This is a genomic window from Vibrio sp. 10N.222.49.A3 (assembly GCF_041475145.1).
GTDB lineage: Bacteria > Pseudomonadota > Gammaproteobacteria > Enterobacterales > Vibrionaceae > Vibrio > Vibrio tasmaniensis_A.
Genome location: NZ_JBFRVM010000039.1, coordinates 22,069 through 39,972 on the forward strand (window position 1 = coordinate 22,069; position 17,904 = coordinate 39,972).

A 17,904-nucleotide genomic window follows, 5' to 3' on the forward strand; every position below is an offset into this window, starting at 1 on the left:
AAATAGATAAATACTAAGGCCTTCTAGCGAGGTCGCGAGCTAAGATAAGTGCTAAACCAAACACCTGAAGAAACAGGGCGATATTCTTGTAGAAAGCCATTTTTTCATCGAGCCTTTGGATTAATTCAACCAAGGTCAGATTATCCAAATAGTAGTCATCAATTCGTGCTCGTTGGGCTTCTTGAGCACTGTTTATCAGCATCATAAGCTTGGGTAAATTAGCCAACGAGATGGCTGGCACCTCCTCACTCACCCAACTCCGGAGTTGGCCGCGCAGCGCTTCATCGAGGATGGTGGCAGGTTGAGCGGTTTCTGTTGAGGGTTTATCTAGGTGGATCAGAATGGCTTCACGCTTGCGCTCTAAGGTTTCGATCGTATTCCAGGCCAGTTGTATTGAGTACACATTGCCGTATTTACGATCGTTGTATTCCGATTTTTCCGCTTCAATTTTGTCGAGCACCAAGCTCGACATGACAATAGCCATGACGTTCAGTATGAGACCTGCAAGGACAATCGCCCAAGCAGGAGGAAGGCGCAATGCCATAATGCTCCCTAGAACATTTTATCAAAAGGTAGGTAAGCTAAGTTTAGGACAATCAAAGAGATCATGCAGATAAGCGTCAACACCATGCCCACTTTTCTACCCTTTAAGTTTTTTGCCAGAATACCTTTTGCATGAATCACACGCCCCAGAATAAATGCAACACCAATGGCATGAATAAGCCACACACTGGCACCATTCATCTCCAAAAAGCCCATCAAAATAACCGTAATTGGGATGTAATCCATTGCATTACTTTGTGCGGAACGTGCTATCTGTAGCGACTCAACACCGCCATCTGCATGAGCAACCAGATTGATTCGTCTTTGCTTAATGACTTCTATCGCCAACCAAATCATTACGACCGTCAGCAAGGCTGCGTAAAGTGCTGTAACCATTATATTTTCCTATTACTTTGAGTTTGTTGAGCGTATTTCGCTCACCTATCGACGGATGAGTTCGACAACGAATGATATTCGCGCCCGAAAATTTGTAAGAGATCTCTCACACCGAACGTAAGAGATCACAGTCAAGCTTCGCAGAAAAAAGTAAAATTACAAACCCAACCCCTTGTTTTATATGAATCCACGCATATTTATTTTAGTTAACGAGGATATTTATTTCCTAAGGCTAATTGCGAATAAAGCCTCCAAAGTGTTTAATACTCATGTCGACAGGGAGTTGGCAGGAACAGGAAAAGCCTAACGGATTAGGTATCTTCAGGATGAAGATTTGATGGCTTAGGATGAGTGATCAGCAAGGAAGTTTTACTCTAGGATAGAGTCACTTGTCAGGATGATGAGTTAGCATGGACACCGCTAGGAAGGCGATGGATTGGATAGGTTAAAGGATTTAGCCAAATCAAGGAACGATGCAAGGAGCATACGTGACCTTATTAAAAAATAAGTAACAACGTCAGTAGCAGGATGGCTACGAAAAAGAATAAACCCCGTTTGGTGAAAACCAAACGGGGTTTCTTTTTTCAACGTCGAAAAGCTATTAGTAACTGATCGTTCAAATAGTAGCTAACCGTTCAAAGCCACGTTACAAAATAATGTTCATCAAAAACATAGCACCAAACGCATTCAATACTGAAATCGCGATCATCACAGGGATATAACGACCTTCAGTACCAATTGGTCCCATGATGCGTCCCATATATTGCACCTGAGAACCCATCAAGTAGATAGCTGGCGCCAAAATAGCAATATGGTTGCCGTTCAGAATGCCTTGGTCAAACAGCGTGATAACCACACCGACTGCACCACCCATCGACATCCACGCGCCAATCAATACTGCTGCCGCTTCGCCCGGTAAACCAAATACCGCCATGATAGGTGCAAACACACTACCCATCAGATCCAGTGCACCAGTAATCTGCAACGCCTTAATAATCACAAACGCCATCAGAACATTAGGTACTGTAGAGGTTGTAGCAATAACCCAGCCTTTCTTAGCACCTTCAACGAAAATATCAGTAACCATTGGTTTCTTTGCTTTAACTTCGCTCATTATGCTACTTCCTCTTCCAGTTTTTGTTCTTTGTCTGATTTTGTTTTGTCTTCTTTACCTTCAGTAATATTGAGGTAAAGGCGGAATAAGTTCGCACCAACAAACTTGAAGATAAACATCACCGCAACAGCAAGACCTATTGACGATGTCACTGCCAAAGAACCATCCATCGCCGTTAGAGTGAACAACACCGCACCTGAAGAGAAAAAGTTAACGATCGCCGCACCCGCAGTAAACTGGAACATGGTGAACACATCGGTTTCACGCTTAGTCAAATGCCCTTCATCTTTGAGCTGACGTGTCATCGCAGCACCCGCATCGGTACTTTGCAGAGAAGCAATCAGTGCCAAGCCTGAGTTACCTGGAATGCCCATTAAAGGACGAAGTAGTGGAGTTAGTAGTTTACGAGCCGCGTCCAGTGCACCGTAGTGCTCAAGTACGTTAATCATGCCCAATGCAAACATCACGGTCGGAATAAGTGTCAATGCAAAAATGAAACCGTCGCGCGCACCACTACCGCCTTTACCACGCAGTGACGTCGTTGCCGCTTGGATACCATCAGCCGACTCACTCACATCGTAAGCGACCTTACCAAATGAACCGTTGAGCGTCGTAAAATCGAGCACTCCATACCATTCATTGGACTGCATTAAGCCTGAAAAGAACACAATCGCGAACGCGAGTGCGATATAGCTGCCGATCGTGACTTTACGATCGGTTTTGGTTGGATTAGTCATAAGGACCTCTATACATCTCGTTTATGTGGAACAGAACACGTATAGATAGTGCAAACTAATGAGCAAAAGGTTAATGACCAAAATCAAATAGTGCATCGGTTTAAATAGAAGAACCAAAGCAACATATAAAACTGTGATTCAAATTTTAAAGTAGAGGTATACGCTAAAAAAATTAGAATATTTCTCATACAAAACTAAACAAACCTAGCTTCAACACCGCAACCAAAAACGCACATAATCGCCACAATAATCAGGCTTCGAATAGAAAGCTCAAAGAAATCTTTCATCGTGATCTCACGTTTTCACCCAATCTACTGTTTTCTATATAATCTATTGAATTATTAAGATATCTATCACACTGCACATGGTTATTTAGGTCTACGCTTTTACCCGTGTTAATAACTTATTAACTTCGGAGCGTAATCCATGTTAGGTATCCAGCTTTCTGCTGTTCTCTCTTTGTTATTTTTTTCCACGGTAGCAGGCGCTGCCACTTCTCAGTTAGGAGAACCGCTCAAGCTAACTAGCTCGTTCGCTGGCTACTTGTCGCTGACCATTTTCGTTGTCGCCTACATCGTGGTGATGATGGAAGAATACCTAAAGCTCCGAAAGTCCAAACCCGTTTTGCTTGCTGCAGGCCTGATCTGGATAATCATTGGTTTCACTTACCAAGAACACAACCTTGTTGAAGTCGCCAAACAAGCGCTCGAACACAACCTGCTGGAATATGCCGAGCTATTACTCTTTCTACTCGTCGCCATGACATACATTAGCGCCATGGAAGAGAGGAGACTGTTTGATGCGCTGCAAGCGTGGATGGTAGGCAAAGGCTTTAACTTTCGCTCTTTGTTCTGGATAACCGGTATTCTGGCCTTCTTTATCTCACCTATCGCCGACAACCTCACGACAGCTCTATTGATGTGCGCTGTGGTTCTTAAAGTGGCAGGTTCTAACCCTAAATTCGTCAACCTAGCCTGCGTGAATATCGTGATAGCCGCCAATGCTGGCGGCGCATTCAGTCCATTCGGAGACATCACAACGCTCATGGTGTGGCAGGCTGGTTATGTGAGTTTTAGTGAGTTTATTCCTTTGTTTATTCCTTCGGTGATGAATTACCTCGTCCCTGCGTTGATCATGTCTTACTTTGTACCTACCACTCAACCCGACACAGTCCATCAACACGTTGAATTAAAACGTGGTGCGAGGCGCATCGTATTCTTGTTCATCATGACAATAGCGACCGCGGTTGCTTTCCATGCCGTACTCCACTTCCCTCCAGTAATGGGCATGATGATGGGACTCGCCTATCTGCAGTTCTTTGGTTATTACTTACGTAAGACTTTACCCAACTCACTCGCGAAGAAAAAAGCGGTGGCGATCGCCAATAACGATGAAGGCACCCTGAAGCGACTCGGTTCTGTTGTGCCGTTCGATGTATTTCGAAGAGTGTCTCATGCCGAATGGGACACGCTTTTGTTCTTCTACGGCGTGGTAATGTGTGTCGGTGGCTTGAGTCTACTTGGTTACTTGGAATTAGCTTCGGGCGTGATGTATAGCCAGTGGGATCCAATTTGGGCCAACGTCATGGTGGGGATCTTATCGGCTATTGTCGATAACATTCCGGTGATGTTTGCCGTGTTATCCATGGAACCCCAAATGTCGATGGGCAACTGGCTACTGATCACCCTAACCGCGGGCGTTGGCGGCAGCTTATTGTCTATTGGTAGTGCCGCTGGTGTGGCATTAATGGGGGCTGCACATGGTAAGTACACTTTTTTTGGCCACTTAAAATGGATGCCAGTAATCATGATTGGTTATGGGGTCAGTATCGCCGCTCACCTATGGCTGAACGGTGATATGTTCTAGTCTAAAGGGGAATCAACTAAAGGCTTTTCAACACGTGTCCAGACGTTGCTTAACTGCACTGCTGGACACTGGTTGCAGGTTAACACTGCTCCTTCTTGTTGAATACGCATCATCAGCCCAGAATCCACTCGGCTATTTCCTGAATTCAACTCGATGTTAATCAAATCATTTTCAATACGATAAGTTCTAGTGACCGTGTTACCGATTGTTTGATAGGTCATTTGTCCTGACTCAAAAAGTAGATAGCTGTTATCGTCCGCGTTCTCATACATCCCTTTGAACAAAACAAGCTGCGGTACTTCAAAGGGGCGACTAGTATCAGTTAAACAACCGGTCAGCAATAACACACTAGTGAAAGCTATTATCAGAAAATGATGGTTATTCATTTGGGCATCCTTGCCTAAAAAACATGGCTAAATAATATGCAACCAAATCATTATTTTCCAGAAAGTGGCGAATTTATTGCAAAGTCACGTTTTTATTGCAGAGTCACGCTTGAGGCCTCTTAATATTCCTCCTCAGTCGTACAAACCTTCAACCTTAACCGACAGAACAGAGTTTCAAGTCGCTAGCTAAGTAGCTTTCTAAGTTTGTTTTCTTCCCTCAATTACTAACAAGCGTTGTTTACGTTCTACGCCACCCGCATAACCCGTCAGCTTTCCATTTTTACCTATCACACGATGACACGGCACAATCACAGACACCGGATTTTTGCCATTCGCCAAACCCACTGCACGCACCGCTTTTGGGTTACCAATCGCATCAGCTAATTGAGCATAGCTCCATGTTTCTCCATAAGGAATGGTCATCAGCGCTTGCCAAACCGACTGCTGAAACGGAGTGCCCTTGGCTGCGATAGGCACAGAAAACTGGATAGCTTCACCAGCAAAATAACGATTGAGCTGTTTGATAGCCAACGCAAAGATCGGAAATCTATCATCTTGAACACCTAACTGTTCAGGCTTGGTAGTGTGAGTTTCAAACCAAAGGCCTAACAGCCCCTCATCGCTCGCCTGTAAAGTCACGGTGCCCAGAGGGCTCTCGTAGTAAGTAAAACGGTTAGTCATAATCTCTCCTAGCTTGGTAATTCCGATGTTTATTCATTGCTTCTATATCAGAGAGGTATCTCTATTCCACTTGAAACATCGTTTAAGACTGATTCCAACAATGGAACGTGGCGTAACTTCCCCAAGGCGAAACACTCTCTGTATTAATGGTAGGGCGATGCTCGATGAATTTCTTCACCACCAAATCGCCTACTAGCAAGTGGTTAGGTTCACTGAGCCCGCGCAGCAGCGCATATTGAATCGTCCAAGGACCAATACCTTTGAGGTCAATCCACTTAGAAGGATGCTCAGCTTCGTTATCGACCATGTATTGGGCAAAACGCTTTAAGGTTTCCTTACGACTTCCAGGCATTCTTAGAAAGCTCACATCAGCATCAGCTATTTGTTTAGGTGTAGGGAAATACGCTTTCTCTGATGCATCAGCTATTTGTTGTAAGTCAGAGCAATCTTGTGAATTAGCTTGCTCTTGTAAATCAGAAACCTGATATGAACCAGAGAGCTCTCGCACCAACAAGTTAAGCTGACCAATGGCCGCTGTTACCGAGACTTGCTGCCCGAGAATCGCTCTTACTCCGGCTTCCCAAGCACTCCACACACCAGGGATACGAATACCACTCTTAGCCACCAAGTTGGGATCAATGGTGCTAAAGAAATCTTCAACTTTGCTGATATCAACATCAAGGTCGAACATACGTCGAATATTGGCGATCAAACTTCTTAATTGGCTCATATCATCCAACTCAAACTCAATATCCAAGCTGCTCTCTTTGGCTAAAGTGGCCTTGAACCAGCCCTTCGAGCCGTTCACGTTCACTGTGCGTTGGTAATAACCGTCGCCCACCTCTTCTAAGCCTTCGATCATTCGTCGTCGATAAAAGCCCAGCAAATGATCCCAGTCCAACGGGCCATGGAAACTGAGTTGGATATGATTACTTAGATTGTTACTTGGCTTAGCTCTTCGGATTTGACTTGGCGAGAGCTGCAGCTCTTTTTGAAAGGCATCATTGAAGCGGCGCGTGCTATTAAAGCCACTCGCAAAGCCGACATCGGTAATGCTCATGCTACTGGTGTGCAGTAACTGCTTGGCAAACATCAATTGGCTATAAAGGCTATATTGCTTTGGTGATACGCCGATGTAATTATCGAATAAGGTTCGTAAATAGCGGTCTGAAATACCTAATCGAGTGGCAAGGTCGACGATTGACCCTGAGTTCAGCGCACCATGATCAATCAACTGTAAAGCACGCAAGAAAGTCGTTTCAACACCTTTCCAAGCCGGAGAAAAAGGCGCGCTGTCTGGACGACAACGTAAACAAGGGCGATAACCCGCTTTCAATGCCTGAGCTTGATGAGAAAAATACTCGACATTTTCTTCTTTGGGCGGGCTTGCCGGGCAAATCGGACGACAAAAAATTCCGGTTGTTTTTACCGCCGTAAAAAACATCCCATCAAAGCGAGCATCTCGCGCGTATCGAGCTAAATGACACTGCTCACTCGTTAACGTACTGTTGTGATGAATATTTCTCGACATGCTGTGCTCTTCCCATTTGCCATAATTTTTACTCCGATACCTAAAAGTTTACCGTGAACTGTCATTGTCGCTAGCCACTTTCGGAACTGAAGGTTAGATAAATCACAAAAAAGGGTTTTCTTTTTACGCAATTCGACTAAATTTAACCTTGAGAAGAAACTCTTCTCACAACGTCAACGATAGGTACTTAGCACACTAAGATGCAGAGACCTGTCGAATATAAAAAGGAAAAGGCTATGGTTCTTCACACGTGTCGTATTGTTTTATCAAACCAACAGGTTCTCACCAGTCAATCAGTCGAGCAGTCTCTCAGCTTTCTTGAAGACGAAGCGGATAAGGGGATTTCTAAGATTGAGATTGACGCAACGGATGGCAATCAAATCCATTCTTACATGTCACACTCTCTTGAAGAGTCTATCGAGAATCTAATGAATCTATAGAATTTTCGAAGAATAGTGCTTTGAAGTGATAGGGCTTTTAAAAAAGGTTACGCATACCAGGCTTAAACGGTTTTATCCGAGTTAGGGTTATCTCTGATTTGGAAAAGAAAATCATCTCTGGTTTAAAAACAAAAATGGCTCCCAACTATATAACTAGTTAGGAGCCATTTTTATTTAATCAACAAAGCATATTGGTTACAGAAACAGCTGTTACTCTGGTGTTTGTTCAGCGGCTTGTTGCAACGTGTAGGCAGTCGAAGGGTCAATTTCATTAACCAACTTCTCAACCTGAATAATAGCATCAACCGAAGTACTGCTTTTACGGTAGCTCAGGTAAATTGGGCGATACCAGTCTTCAACCCCTTTGACCTTGTGCAATTGACCCGACTCGATAAAAGGTTCAACCATAGAAACAGGTAAATACGCACTGCCACCTTTCTCTAAAATAAAATCGAGCGCAATACGTGCTGTAGAGGTACGTAGATACGGTGCTGGAACTTTAGGGTGACGCTCGGCGTGTTCAGAACCGAAGCGTGTTCCCCAATCGACATAAACGTATTTATGTTGGAATACAGATTCCAGGTCATCTTGCTGCGTTGATACCAACACCAAAACCAAATCAGCGACTTTTTTACAGTTCAGCTCTTCCGCTTTGATCTGATCAAAAGCGAAAGCCATATCTAGCGTTCGCTCTAGCAAATTGCGGTTCAGTTGTTCGCGACCCATCACCTCGGCCATAAAGCCGTAGCCACCGAAAGAGTCGGTCACCACACTTAAGCAGTTTTGTAGATACGCATCCCAGATATTCGGTGTGCCACCCAGTGTTAACTGCAACGCTTTTCCACTTTCTAACGACAGCTCAAATTTGGCTTGTTGTAAGGTGGATACCATCACTTCAGCATAACCAATCAAACGCTCACCAGAAGAGGTCAGCTTGATGTTATTGCGGTCACGAATGAAGAGCTGAGTATCAAAGTAGCCTTCAAGCTGTTTGATCCGCGCACTCACCGCTGCTTGTGTTAAATACAAGTTTTCAGCTGCACGCCCAAAGTGGCGCACCCTTGCAACCTCAAGAAAGGTTCTAAATACTTTCACATCCATCAAAAATACATCTCTGTAATAAATCTGCTAACTAGCCGATCTAGGATTGTTTATCGTAAAGGCAAAAACGTTTTGTTTCCTATTTTAGCCTTTTAACAATATTTTCGCGTGAGCAATAAACACTAATTTCTATCTAACCACATTACTGAGGCTGATATGTCTGAGACCGAATTCCGACACGGAAAAAAACGTTTTTATGACACCATTAAATTCCCACGAGGGTTTGCTAAGTCGGGTGATTTTACTCTTTCAGAAGAGGAAATCCTAACCTTGTTTGGTGACACTATGCTTGCACTTGAGACTGGCGAACTTTCGCCAAGCAACTCAGAAGAAAAACACTTCATCAAAGTGTTGTCTCACCCTCATAAGGCGAAGTCCAAGTTAGAGCGTGTTTGGTTGAAGTACATTCAACTGGCTCGTGGACGCCGTCGCTTTCATACCCTAAACGGCTGCAAACGCAGCGAAGTTTCTCGGGAAGAATACGAAAGAGAGTTAGTGTTAGAAGATTAGCAAAACAGCTCAAAGTGATACCTCATCACTTTGAGCTTTTTTTGGGTTCATCTCGGATTAGCGGGAACTTAAAATAAACTCGCATCTTCTTCGTAATTAATAAGTTTAGCCAACCTGTCCAGTTTTACCAATATTTATATAAAATTCATAGTGATACCTTTGAATAATCACTATTCTTAAATATACCCATGATAATTCACGCCTGTCGGCGAAACTTCCTTATTTTTTGTACGGCAGTGCCACATAGCCACCATACTTTGATCGTATTTTCATTGCCCCCTTACTCTTCATCCAATAAAGTTTGTTGATCCTTCAGCCCCTGAATCAAATCCATCCGACGATATATGACAAACGTATTAATCTTGTTTAACGCCACCAAATATCCATACAATAATTGTGCAATTTTGAGAATTCCAATCACAGATATGATCAAAAAGGCAAAAACTTGACCTAAAACAATAGCGGAATCTGATAACTTATTTTATAATGCGAATTAATGTTTCAGAACACTATAATATTTAATTTCTAGGGGCAAAATCAATGAGACTTATTCCATTAAGCAACAAAGCAAAAGTAGGTAAATGGGCTGCTCGTCATATCGCAGATTCGATCAACAAATTCGCTCCAACTGCTGAGCGTCCATTTGTACTAGGTCTTCCTACTGGTAGCACACCTCTAACTACTTACGCTGAGCTAATTGAACTTTACAAAGCTGGCGAAGTAAGCTTCAAGCACGTTGTAACATTCAACATGGATGAGTACGTTGGTATCGACCCTAACCACCCAGAGTCTTACCGCACATTCATGCACGAGAACTTTTTCAACCACGTTGATATCCAAGCAGAAAACATCAACCTGCTAGACGGCAAAGCTGAAGACATCGATGCTCACTGTGCAGCATACGAAGAAAAAATCCGTTCATACGGAAAAATCAACCTGTTCATGGGCGGCGTAGGCATCGACGGTCACATCGCGTTCAATGAGCCAGGTTCTTCTCTATCTTCACGCACTCGTATCAAAACGTTGACTGAAGACACTCGTATCGCGAACTCTCGTTTCTTCGATGGCGACATCAACCAAGTTCCTAAATACGCACTAACTATCGGTGTTGCTACTCTTCTAGATTCTGAAGAAGTAATGATCCTTTCTCTAGGCCACAACAAAGCGCAAGCGCTTCAAATGGCTATCGAAGGTTCTGTAAACCACATGTGGACTGTTACCGCTCTACAGATGCACCGTAAAGCTATCATCGTTGCTGATGAGCCAGCTCAACAAGAGCTAAAAGTTAAGACTCTTCGCTACTTCCAAGAGCTAGAAGCTGAGAACATTCAAGACCTATAATTTGATGTAGATCTTGATTGTAGAATTAAAACCACTTCTTCTATCGGAAGTGGTTTTTTTTTTATGTCACAATCGCTATCAACTAAAAAATATGGAAATAGACATGTTGTTGAATGAAATTGTCGAGGTCATCGAACTGACTGACAGTGATCACCTCTCAGAGGCATTAGAAGAGTTTAATCTACATAACGTAGTTCACTCTAACCACCTTCCTTTTTTAAATATTGTCTACGATAACGCCAAGCCACACTTGCTAAAAAAACTGTGCAGCATTGGCTTTAAAGGACAAATTCAATGTGAAAAATTGATAAGCGGTGACTATATTATTTTCAATGCAGACACCTATACGCCCGAACAAGCTAGCTCAAAATTCAGGTAAAACAGACTTCAATTTATTAGGAACTGACTTAAATGACAGACACAACTAACCTAAGCAATGAACAACTATCTCTACTTGGAAAAGCTCTGCTTTCAGTACAAAGATTGGAAAACTCACTCTACCAGTCGATTAGAGCACTTTGTAAACAAAACAGTTCTAGTGATACCCAAGCCATTGAAAACCTGACTTCAGAGCAGTTTCTGAAAGGCACTATCACAGAGCTAAAGCCAGTTATACAACAGTTATATGATGTGTTTGGGGAGACCCTTGCGCTTTCATCAGCAGAGTTAAATGAGTTCCTATACAAAAGAAACCTAGTCTCACTGAGTTTTTGGCAGGTAACGACAACAAGTGTAAAAGGAAATGAGAAACTTGCGAACCCAACACAATTTTTGCAAGAGCTCATCGATCAGTGTGATCTGTGGTTGACAAAAGTAGATCATAAATAGCACCGAGCTTACTTTCACTACCTAGAGATAGCTTAAGAGGTCAGCACATTCTCTTTCGCTAACTGCTGATGTATATCATTAACCGCTAGCACTATCGTAGAGCGCACTTTTTGAAAGTGACGCTCTAAAAACATCCGCTTCATATCATCAGACATGCCTTCGACCAACTCCGGGTCATAGTCGATTGGCATCATTTTTTGAATAGCATTTATACGATTAAGTTCAAAAACGACATCTTGGTCCCAGAAATTTACCTGACCTTCTTGAATATTTACCCACTCTTTTAGAGTAACGAAAACTTCAATATCGTCATACACCTCTTTACTGATCACGCCTAGCCCTAACAATAGTTTTGTTCGAACAAGAATTTCGCCTAAAGGGCCATCAGTGGTAAGGAGAGGGTCAACAACAAATTTTACTGCGTAGTCATCTTTATAGAAGATACTTTTCAACAAAGCGTCCAGCATGTCTTCTAAGACATCGTAGGCGCACAACAGGCACTCCGCAGCATTAGCTGATTCGGCTAGTTCTTCAAGTAAATCTGATTCGTGTGTTGTATGTATGGGCATGGTTGCTCTAAAAGAATAAAGTGCCACTGGTGTGGCACTTTGATGGTTTATCATTTCAATGCTAGATAAGCTTCTTCCGCTAGTTTAACAACTTCTGAGTCACTATTCAGCTCAGAATAATGCGCTAATGTCTCAGCAAACCCTTTTTCTGCGAACATTGCTTGAAGTTCAACCGCTTGTGGGTCGTCTTCATTCTTGTAATGGAACGCAGCTGCGATTGCTTTTACTAAGTGAACATTCGGTAGGCCGTACTCTAATGTGCCATTCAGAGGCTTAACTAGGCGGTCTTGTGGGCTCAGTTTACGAATTGGCTGACGGCCAACACGGTCTACTTCATCACGTAGGAACGGGTTAGCAAAACGACCAAGAATCTTTTGGATGTAGGCAGCGTGAGCTTCTGGATCAAAGCCGTAACGCTTAATTAGAACCGCACCACTCTCTTCCATCGTTGCTGTTACTTCAGCTCGGATTACGTCATCTTCGATAGAGTCTTTAATGGTTTCGTGACCCGCAAGCACACCAAGGTATGCCGTTACCAAGTGACCCGTATTTAGCGTGAACAGTTTACGCTCAACGAAAGCCATTAGGTTGTCAGTGCATTCCATACCTGGGATGTTCGGAATCTCCCCCTTAAATTGTGTTTGATCTACGATCCACTCGCTGAACGTTTCAACGGTTACGGCTAGAGGATCTGTTTCGCCCGCTTCTGCCGGTGGAACAATACGGTCGACCGCTGAATCTACAAAGCCAATGTGCTCTTCAGTAAAGGCTTTCATTTCATCAGAAAGGTGCTCTAACACTGCTGCTTTTAATTGGCTAGTACCGCGAACCATATTCTCTGCCGCGATAATGTTCATTGGTGCCGTGTTGTTTGCTGCTGCACGCTTTTCAATGCCTTGAGCGATAGATTTAGAGATGATTTTAAGAACAGTAGGGCCAACGGCTGTCGTCACAAGATCAGACTCAGCGATGCAATCTACTACAGCGCTTGTCGCTGAGTTTACTGCTGTCACGTTCTTAACCACTTCGACAACACACTCTTCGCCAACAATCTTAACTGGGTATTCTTGGCGTTCAATTAACGCATTTACAACCGTTTCATTTACGTCAGCAAACGTAACCTTCATACCTGCATCAGAAAGAAGCTTACCAATGAAACCACGACCGATATTACCTGCACCAAAATGTAACGCTTTCATAATTTTGACCTTATAAATATTTGAATCTAGATAGCTAACGGCTCAACAACATGCCTTGACGACGTGCCCTAGGCATTAAGCAGTAAGCTATTCAGACTGAATCTTGTAAGAAAGATTAAGACCGAAATGAGGCCAGTAGGGGGATACTGGCCTCCTTCACTCAGGAGCTTGACTAGAGCTTTTTAGTTTCCGTTGAGAATACGTAGAACATCAGCAGGGTTTGTTGTGTTCTGTAAGCATTCCACAGCTTCTTCATCATCGAGTGAATTGGTAATAGCCATCAGCACCATGTTGTGCTCATCGCCTTGTGCGGCAATACCGATAACCATCTTCGCGATATCATCTTCATCTTCGCCCCACTGAATACCTTCAGGGTACTGACAGAAAACAATGCCGGTTTTTTGTACATATTGTTTCGCTTCGATTGTGCCGTGTGGTACAGCGATAGACTCACCTAGGTAAGTAGACACAAGCTCTTCACGAGCAAACATGCCATCTACATATTCTGGTGATACGTTGCCAAGTTTTACTAATTGTTCGCCAGCAAACTTGATTGCGTCTTCTTTTTGAGTCGCTTTAAGGCCAAGGAAGATGCTGTCGTCTGTCAGTGCAAGCTTGTTGCCTTCTTGTGCTGGCGCTGCTGCAGGAGCCGGAGCTTCTACTTTCGCTTCACCACTTTGAGCATCGACAAGTTCAGCAACTAGTTGGTCGTATACGCCGCCGTCTAGGAAGTTGCTTAGAGACATATGCATCGCACCTGGCACAGTGCTACGAGCACGGTCTGTTAGGTCTTTATGCGTAATAACGATTTGCGAATCAGCCGGTAGGTTGTTGATTGCGTAGTTGGTCACTTCAATGTCTAGGCCAGCTGTTGCTACTTTCTTACGTAGTAGACCTGCACCCATTGCACTTGAACCCATACCCGCATCACACGCTACATAAACAGCTTTAACATCCGCTAGGTTTACATCAGCTCCTGATGCTGCACCTTTAGAAGACGCTTTCATGTCTTTCATCTGTGCAGACGCTTTTTCTAGTGAGTCTTCGTCATCACCTTGAGCTGAAGTCTTAAGTAGGATTGAAGCTACGATGAAAGACACAGCCGTTGCAGCGATTACAGAAAGTACAACACCGATGTAAGAGCCTTTAGGTGTCATCAACAAGATAGCGAAGATAGAACCTGGTGATGCTGGAGAGATAAGGCCAGAATCGAACACTACGTTAGTGAATACACCCGCCATACCACCTGCAATTACAGCAAGGATTAGACGTGGGTTCATTAGAACGTAAGGGAAGTAAATTTCGTGGATACCACCTAGGAAATGGATGATAGATGCACCAGCAGCAGACTGCTTCGCGCTACCTTTACCAAACACCATGTAAGCAAGCAGAAGACCAAGACCCGGACCTGGGTTTGCTTCGATTAAGAAGAAGATTGAACGACCAATCTCTTCAGATTGCTGGATACCTAGTGGAGAGAAGATACCGTGGTTGATTGCGTTATTTAGGAATAGAATTTTCGCAGGTTCAACAAAAATAGATGCTAGAGGTAATGCACCTGCTTCTACCATTGCGTTTACGCCAGCAGCAAGTCCGCCAGATAGAATCTTAACCGCAGGACCAATCACGATGAACGCGATGATCGCACAGATCATGCCGATGATACCCGCAGAGAAGTTATTCACTAGCATTTCGAAACCACTCTTCACTTTACCGTGAACAGCTTCATCGAATTTCTTAATTGCGATACCACCTAGTGGACCCACAATCATTGCACCCATGAACATTGGGATATCAGTACCAACGATAACACCCATTGTCGTGATGGCACCTACTACCGCACCGCGGTCACCACCAACCATTTTACCACCGGTGTAACCAATCAATAGTGGCAGTAGGTATGTAATCATAGGGCCAACCATTGATGCTAACGTTTCGTTAGGCCACCAACCGGTTGGGATGAATAGTGCAGTAATGAAACCCCACGCAATAAATGCGCCGATGTTTGGCATTACCATATTGGATAAGAAACGACCAAAGTTTTGAACCTTAATCTTTGCTTCTGGTGATAACATAGGTAGAACCCCGTAATGTATTGGTTGGTCAAATGACCGAAAGTGTGTACTCAAAAGTCGATTAAAATGTATCACAACATTTCCAAAATGCACCTTAGCCCGACTTTCGTGACAACCATCACACACGAAAAACACTTTAGGGTTAATGAGTGCACCTTGGATCACAAAAACACTATGAATTTAAATTACAAAGCCAACTTAATGAGAGTGAATATCATTAACACAAGATCCACATCACACTTTATTTTGTAATACTTAAAAATAAATTGTGACACAAATCACACTTGATAAAATATAGCATCTAAGATCCATATAAGCCGTATAAAAGAACATCGTATTACGAATGATAAATATGCACCAAGATGAGAAAAAAACCTAAAGCTGTAATTTAATTACAAGTTAGACCGCATTTTGCTTAACATTCAAAATGAGAGCGAATACTCACTAAAAACATAGACCAGTGAACTGCAGTTAGTATCAACAGTTGTGTTATTGTATTTCCCTATTCTATACAACAGCCCCTCAACATTAATCAGCAGTTCTACTGCTAATTGAGAAACAGACTATGCCAGACAAGATTTCCACATCAGCACTAGCCAAACAAAAAGGGATAGAAGCGAAGGCTCTATTCAGTGATTTGAAAACAGCTGGCTATATCGTGCGCTCACAGGAGCGCTGGGTTCTTACAGAACGAGGAGAAAGCTTTGGTGGGGAATATGTCGAACATAAGAAGTTCGGTGTCTTTATTGTCTGGCCAGAGAAACTGCTTATCGATTTAGATTCATTCTCAGGAAACACATTGACCGCCACTCAGCTCGGCGGTGCCTTTCAACTCAGCGCAAAGAAAATCAACTTATTGCTCAATGAGCTTGGCTGGATAACAAAAGAAGACGACGGCTGGCACGTCACCTCTACAGGCTTAAAAGCCGGTGGTGAACAAAGAGAAGATAAAGCAACTCAAAACTTATTCGTGGTATGGCACGACTCACTGGTTCGCAATAAACGTTTGAAGCAGTCTGTTGTTGAATTCCTAGGGCATGATGCTGAAAGCCACTCTACTGATGTGTCATTTTCCAGTTTTCGTCAAAAATTTGAAGCGAAGCACCGAAGCTTAGATGGGCATTATGTTCGTTCAAAGGGAGAGCTGATCATCGATAACTGGCTTTATATGGCAGGAGTGGTTCATGCGTACGAGCGTCCGCTCCCGATATCAAAAGAAGTAATGAGCGATTTCTACCTGCCAAGCGGCAAGGTATACATTCAGTTCTGGGGAACAGATTCAGGCCCTATAGAAGAAGACAAACGAAATGCGACCAAGAAAATTTACCAAGAGCACGGTTTTAGCTTGATTGAACTTAACCCTGAAGATATCCCAAACCTCGACAGCGTACTTCCCTCTTTATTACGCCAATATGGAATCAAAGCGTACTAACTGGCTGATTGTCGAAAACCAACACACATCCAGATCACACTAATTAAATCATTATGGACATTACCAACCATAGTGATTTGATGTGTTCGCTATTTTTCCCAAGCCACTCTTCTATTATCTTACACCCATCGACTTGAGCTACCGCAGATACTCGATTTATGGGGGCATGTTCGATAGCCATTTAAGCGTTAGGTCTTTTAGAAATTGACGGTTCTAGCAACGATTTTGATAGAGATACTGCCTAAATGCGTTATCCGTTTATTGTTGACGTTACCGAACATAAAACCCTACAACATTTATTATTGATAGATATTAGGATTCAACATGACTCATCCAATCATTACTGATCTAAACACTCGTTACACAGCTAAAAAATACGATGCCGACAAACGCATCTCTGCGGAAGACATGGAAGTAATCAAAGAAGCACTTCGTTTATCAGCTTCTTCTATCAACTCTCAGCCTTGGAAATTCATCATCATTGAGAGCGACGCAGCAAAACAACGTTTCCACAATACTTTCGAGAACATGTTCCAGTTTAACCAACCACATGCGAAAGAAGCGTCACACACGATCCTGTTTGCTCACGATCCTAAATACACTAAAGAGAAATTCGCGAAGCGTGCTGATACAGAAGTAAGTTCTGGTCACCTACCTGCTGAAATGTACGAGCAATTCTTAGGTGCTTACGCATTCGCAGAAATGAACACAGACGAAACGGGTTTCAACGGTAACTGGACTAAGTCTCAAGTGTACATCGCACTAGGTAACACAATGCACACACTGGCTCGTCTTGGTATTGCATCAACACCGATGGAAGGCGTAGATGCCGCTATGATCGGCGAAGAGTTTGCTGACGAACTGGAAGGTCACGTTGTTGATGTAGCACTGGCTATCGGCTTCCACAAAGACGGCGAAGACTACAACCACGGTAAACCAAAAGCGCGTCTAGCGCTTGATGAAGTGGTTACTACGCTTTAATAGCTCGTATTTATTAGTGGCTTCAAAGCACTAATAGGTCTAGTTAATTTTAATAAAGCTAATAGCTTTAACAGTTAAATCACACTGCCTTATTTGGCCAGACTCTCGTCTGGCCTTTTTTGTATCTGTTATTTATCCAAGCAACTGCTAACTACCAACCATCAACCATCAACC

The 17,904-nt window shown here is 43.2% G+C and carries 19 protein-coding genes; 8 read left to right on the forward strand and 11 right to left on the reverse strand.

From position 1 onward, the window contains the following. Window positions 1–13: 13 nt before the first annotated feature. The 4 genes from AB4589_RS08385 to AB4589_RS08400 form a co-directional block, all read right to left on the reverse strand. The gene (locus AB4589_RS08385; protein ID WP_009846115.1) at window positions 14–544 is read right to left on the reverse strand and encodes a hypothetical protein; all 531 of its coding nucleotides are present in this window, start codon (window positions 542–544) and stop codon (window positions 14–16) included. An 8-nt stretch (window positions 545–552) separates the two neighbouring features. After that, window positions 553–939, reverse strand: coding sequence for an MAPEG family protein (locus AB4589_RS08390; protein ID WP_009846114.1), 387 nt, complete (start codon window positions 937–939; stop codon window positions 553–555). A 646-nt stretch (window positions 940–1,585) separates the two neighbouring features. Next, window positions 1,586–2,053, reverse strand: coding sequence for a YjiG family protein (locus AB4589_RS08395; protein ID WP_004737023.1), 468 nt, complete (start codon window positions 2,051–2,053; stop codon window positions 1,586–1,588). Then, entirely contained in the window at window positions 2,053–2,790 is a 738-nt protein-coding gene (locus AB4589_RS08400; protein WP_009846112.1) for a nucleoside recognition domain-containing protein, read from the reverse strand. Before AB4589_RS08400 ends, AB4589_RS08395 begins: the two co-directional genes overlap by 1 nt. A 426-nt stretch (window positions 2,791–3,216) precedes the next feature. Between AB4589_RS08400 and nhaD the strand changes: the two genes are divergently transcribed. Then, window positions 3,217–4,656: a sodium:proton antiporter NhaD gene (gene nhaD, locus AB4589_RS08405; RefSeq protein ID WP_372100119.1), complete on the forward strand. Its 1,440-nt coding sequence runs from the start codon at window positions 3,217–3,219 to the stop codon at window positions 4,654–4,656. Here nhaD and AB4589_RS08410 read toward each other — a convergent pair. From AB4589_RS08410 to AB4589_RS08420, 3 genes are all read right to left on the reverse strand, one after another. Then, on the reverse strand, window positions 4,653–5,042 hold the full coding sequence (locus AB4589_RS08410; protein ID WP_102248811.1) for a hypothetical protein: 390 nt from the start codon (window positions 5,040–5,042) through the stop codon (window positions 4,653–4,655). The two genes, nhaD and AB4589_RS08410, sit on opposite strands and share 4 nt — an antisense overlap. Window positions 5,043–5,240: 198 nt before the next feature. Then, window positions 5,241–5,723 (reverse strand): methylated-DNA--[protein]-cysteine S-methyltransferase, encoded by a 483-nt coding sequence (locus AB4589_RS08415; protein WP_371709977.1) that lies wholly within the window; start codon window positions 5,721–5,723, stop codon window positions 5,241–5,243. A gap of 82 nt (window positions 5,724–5,805) precedes the next feature. Continuing rightward, window positions 5,806–7,254 (reverse strand): AlkA N-terminal domain-containing protein, encoded by a 1,449-nt coding sequence (locus AB4589_RS08420; protein WP_269336839.1) that lies wholly within the window; start codon window positions 7,252–7,254, stop codon window positions 5,806–5,808. 236 nt (window positions 7,255–7,490) lie between these two features. Here AB4589_RS08420 and AB4589_RS08425 point away from each other — a divergent pair, with 236 nt between their 5' ends. Then, window positions 7,491–7,694, forward strand: a complete 204-nt coding sequence (locus AB4589_RS08425; protein WP_012601212.1) for a hypothetical protein — start codon at window positions 7,491–7,493, stop codon at window positions 7,692–7,694. 210 nt (window positions 7,695–7,904) lie between these two features. Here the strand turns inward: AB4589_RS08425 and AB4589_RS08430 are convergent, their stop codons facing one another. After that, window positions 7,905–8,795 carry a LysR family transcriptional regulator gene (locus AB4589_RS08430; RefSeq protein ID WP_029225450.1) on the reverse strand — a complete coding sequence of 297 codons (891 nt, stop codon included), beginning with the start codon at window positions 8,793–8,795 and terminating at the stop codon, window positions 7,905–7,907. Window positions 8,796–8,951: 156 nt separating this feature from the next. Between AB4589_RS08430 and AB4589_RS08435 the strand changes: the two genes are divergently transcribed. The 4 genes from AB4589_RS08435 (at window position 8,952) to AB4589_RS08450 (ending at window position 11,474) form a co-directional block, all read left to right on the forward strand. Next, window positions 8,952–9,305, forward strand: a complete 354-nt coding sequence (locus AB4589_RS08435) for a DUF413 domain-containing protein (RefSeq protein WP_017097795.1) — start codon at window positions 8,952–8,954, stop codon at window positions 9,303–9,305. A gap of 540 nt (window positions 9,306–9,845) precedes the next feature. Beyond that, window positions 9,846–10,646: a glucosamine-6-phosphate deaminase gene (gene nagB, locus AB4589_RS08440; RefSeq protein ID WP_009846106.1), complete on the forward strand. Its 801-nt coding sequence runs from the start codon at window positions 9,846–9,848 to the stop codon at window positions 10,644–10,646. Between the two features lie 103 nt (window positions 10,647–10,749). Further along, window positions 10,750–11,025, forward strand: a complete 276-nt coding sequence (locus AB4589_RS08445; RefSeq protein WP_009846105.1) for a hypothetical protein — start codon at window positions 10,750–10,752, stop codon at window positions 11,023–11,025. A gap of 32 nt (window positions 11,026–11,057) precedes the next feature. Beyond that, entirely contained in the window at window positions 11,058–11,474 is a 417-nt protein-coding gene (locus tag AB4589_RS08450) for a hypothetical protein (RefSeq protein ID WP_009846104.1), read from the forward strand. 32 nt (window positions 11,475–11,506) lie between these two features. Here AB4589_RS08450 and AB4589_RS08455 read toward each other — a convergent pair whose 3' ends face one another. The 3 genes from AB4589_RS08455 to AB4589_RS08465 all read right to left on the reverse strand — a co-directional run bounded on the left by AB4589_RS08455 (window position 11,507) and on the right by AB4589_RS08465 (window position 15,317). Further along, a complete protein-coding gene (locus tag AB4589_RS08455; RefSeq protein ID WP_017100724.1) occupies window positions 11,507–12,043 on the reverse strand; it encodes an MltR family transcriptional regulator in 537 nt (178 codons plus the stop codon). Between the two features lie 50 nt (window positions 12,044–12,093). Then, on the reverse strand, window positions 12,094–13,242 hold the full coding sequence (locus AB4589_RS08460) for a mannitol-1-phosphate 5-dehydrogenase (protein WP_017077054.1): 1,149 nt from the start codon (window positions 13,240–13,242) through the stop codon (window positions 12,094–12,096). A gap of 182 nt (window positions 13,243–13,424) precedes the next feature. Then, entirely contained in the window at window positions 13,425–15,317 is a 1,893-nt protein-coding gene (locus tag AB4589_RS08465) for a PTS mannitol transporter subunit IICBA (protein ID WP_017081306.1), read from the reverse strand. A 565-nt stretch (window positions 15,318–15,882) separates the two neighbouring features. Between AB4589_RS08465 and AB4589_RS08470 the strand changes: the two genes are divergently transcribed. Both AB4589_RS08470 and AB4589_RS08475 read left to right on the forward strand, forming a co-directional pair. Then, the gene (locus tag AB4589_RS08470; RefSeq protein WP_372100123.1) at window positions 15,883–16,749 is read left to right on the forward strand and encodes a glycerol kinase; all 867 of its coding nucleotides are present in this window, start codon (window positions 15,883–15,885) and stop codon (window positions 16,747–16,749) included. A gap of 324 nt (window positions 16,750–17,073) precedes the next feature. Continuing rightward, on the forward strand, window positions 17,074–17,730 hold the full coding sequence (locus AB4589_RS08475) for an NAD(P)H-dependent oxidoreductase (protein WP_017077057.1): 657 nt from the start codon (window positions 17,074–17,076) through the stop codon (window positions 17,728–17,730). Window positions 17,731–17,904: the final 174 nt, after the last annotated feature.

Excerpts from the sequence above, each read along its gene's own strand:
- AB4589_RS08475 (WP_017077057.1), top strand. The coding sequence starts at position 17,074 with ATGACTCATCCAATCATTACTGATCTAAACACTCGTTACACAGCTAAA.
- nhaD (WP_372100119.1), top strand. The coding sequence starts at position 3,217 with ATGTTAGGTATCCAGCTTTCTGCTGTTCTCTCTTTGTTATTTTTTTCC.
- nagB (WP_009846106.1), top strand. The coding sequence starts at position 9,846 with ATGAGACTTATTCCATTAAGCAACAAAGCAAAAGTAGGTAAATGGGCT.
- AB4589_RS08450 (WP_009846104.1), top strand. The coding sequence starts at position 11,058 with ATGACAGACACAACTAACCTAAGCAATGAACAACTATCTCTACTTGGA.
- AB4589_RS08385 (WP_009846115.1), bottom strand. The coding sequence starts at position 544 with ATGGCATTGCGCCTTCCTCCTGCTTGGGCGATTGTCCTTGCAGGTCTC.
- AB4589_RS08425 (WP_012601212.1), top strand. The coding sequence starts at position 7,491 with ATGGTTCTTCACACGTGTCGTATTGTTTTATCAAACCAACAGGTTCTC.
- AB4589_RS08420 (WP_269336839.1), bottom strand. The coding sequence starts at position 7,254 with ATGTCGAGAAATATTCATCACAACAGTACGTTAACGAGTGAGCAGTGT.
- AB4589_RS08445 (WP_009846105.1), top strand. The coding sequence starts at position 10,750 with ATGTTGTTGAATGAAATTGTCGAGGTCATCGAACTGACTGACAGTGAT.
- AB4589_RS08430 (WP_029225450.1), bottom strand. The coding sequence starts at position 8,795 with ATGGATGTGAAAGTATTTAGAACCTTTCTTGAGGTTGCAAGGGTGCGC.
- AB4589_RS08410 (WP_102248811.1), bottom strand. The coding sequence starts at position 5,042 with ATGAATAACCATCATTTTCTGATAATAGCTTTCACTAGTGTGTTATTG.
- AB4589_RS08395 (WP_004737023.1), bottom strand. The coding sequence starts at position 2,053 with ATGAGCGAAGTTAAAGCAAAGAAACCAATGGTTACTGATATTTTCGTT.
- AB4589_RS08415 (WP_371709977.1), bottom strand. The coding sequence starts at position 5,723 with ATGACTAACCGTTTTACTTACTACGAGAGCCCTCTGGGCACCGTGACT.
- AB4589_RS08435 (WP_017097795.1), top strand. The coding sequence starts at position 8,952 with ATGTCTGAGACCGAATTCCGACACGGAAAAAAACGTTTTTATGACACC.
- AB4589_RS08465 (WP_017081306.1), bottom strand. The coding sequence starts at position 15,317 with ATGTTATCACCAGAAGCAAAGATTAAGGTTCAAAACTTTGGTCGTTTC.
- AB4589_RS08400 (WP_009846112.1), bottom strand. The coding sequence starts at position 2,790 with ATGACTAATCCAACCAAAACCGATCGTAAAGTCACGATCGGCAGCTAT.
- AB4589_RS08460 (WP_017077054.1), bottom strand. The coding sequence starts at position 13,242 with ATGAAAGCGTTACATTTTGGTGCAGGTAATATCGGTCGTGGTTTCATT.
- AB4589_RS08470 (WP_372100123.1), top strand. The coding sequence starts at position 15,883 with ATGCCAGACAAGATTTCCACATCAGCACTAGCCAAACAAAAAGGGATA.
- AB4589_RS08455 (WP_017100724.1), bottom strand. The coding sequence starts at position 12,043 with ATGCCCATACATACAACACACGAATCAGATTTACTTGAAGAACTAGCC.
- AB4589_RS08390 (WP_009846114.1), bottom strand. The coding sequence starts at position 939 with ATGGTTACAGCACTTTACGCAGCCTTGCTGACGGTCGTAATGATTTGG.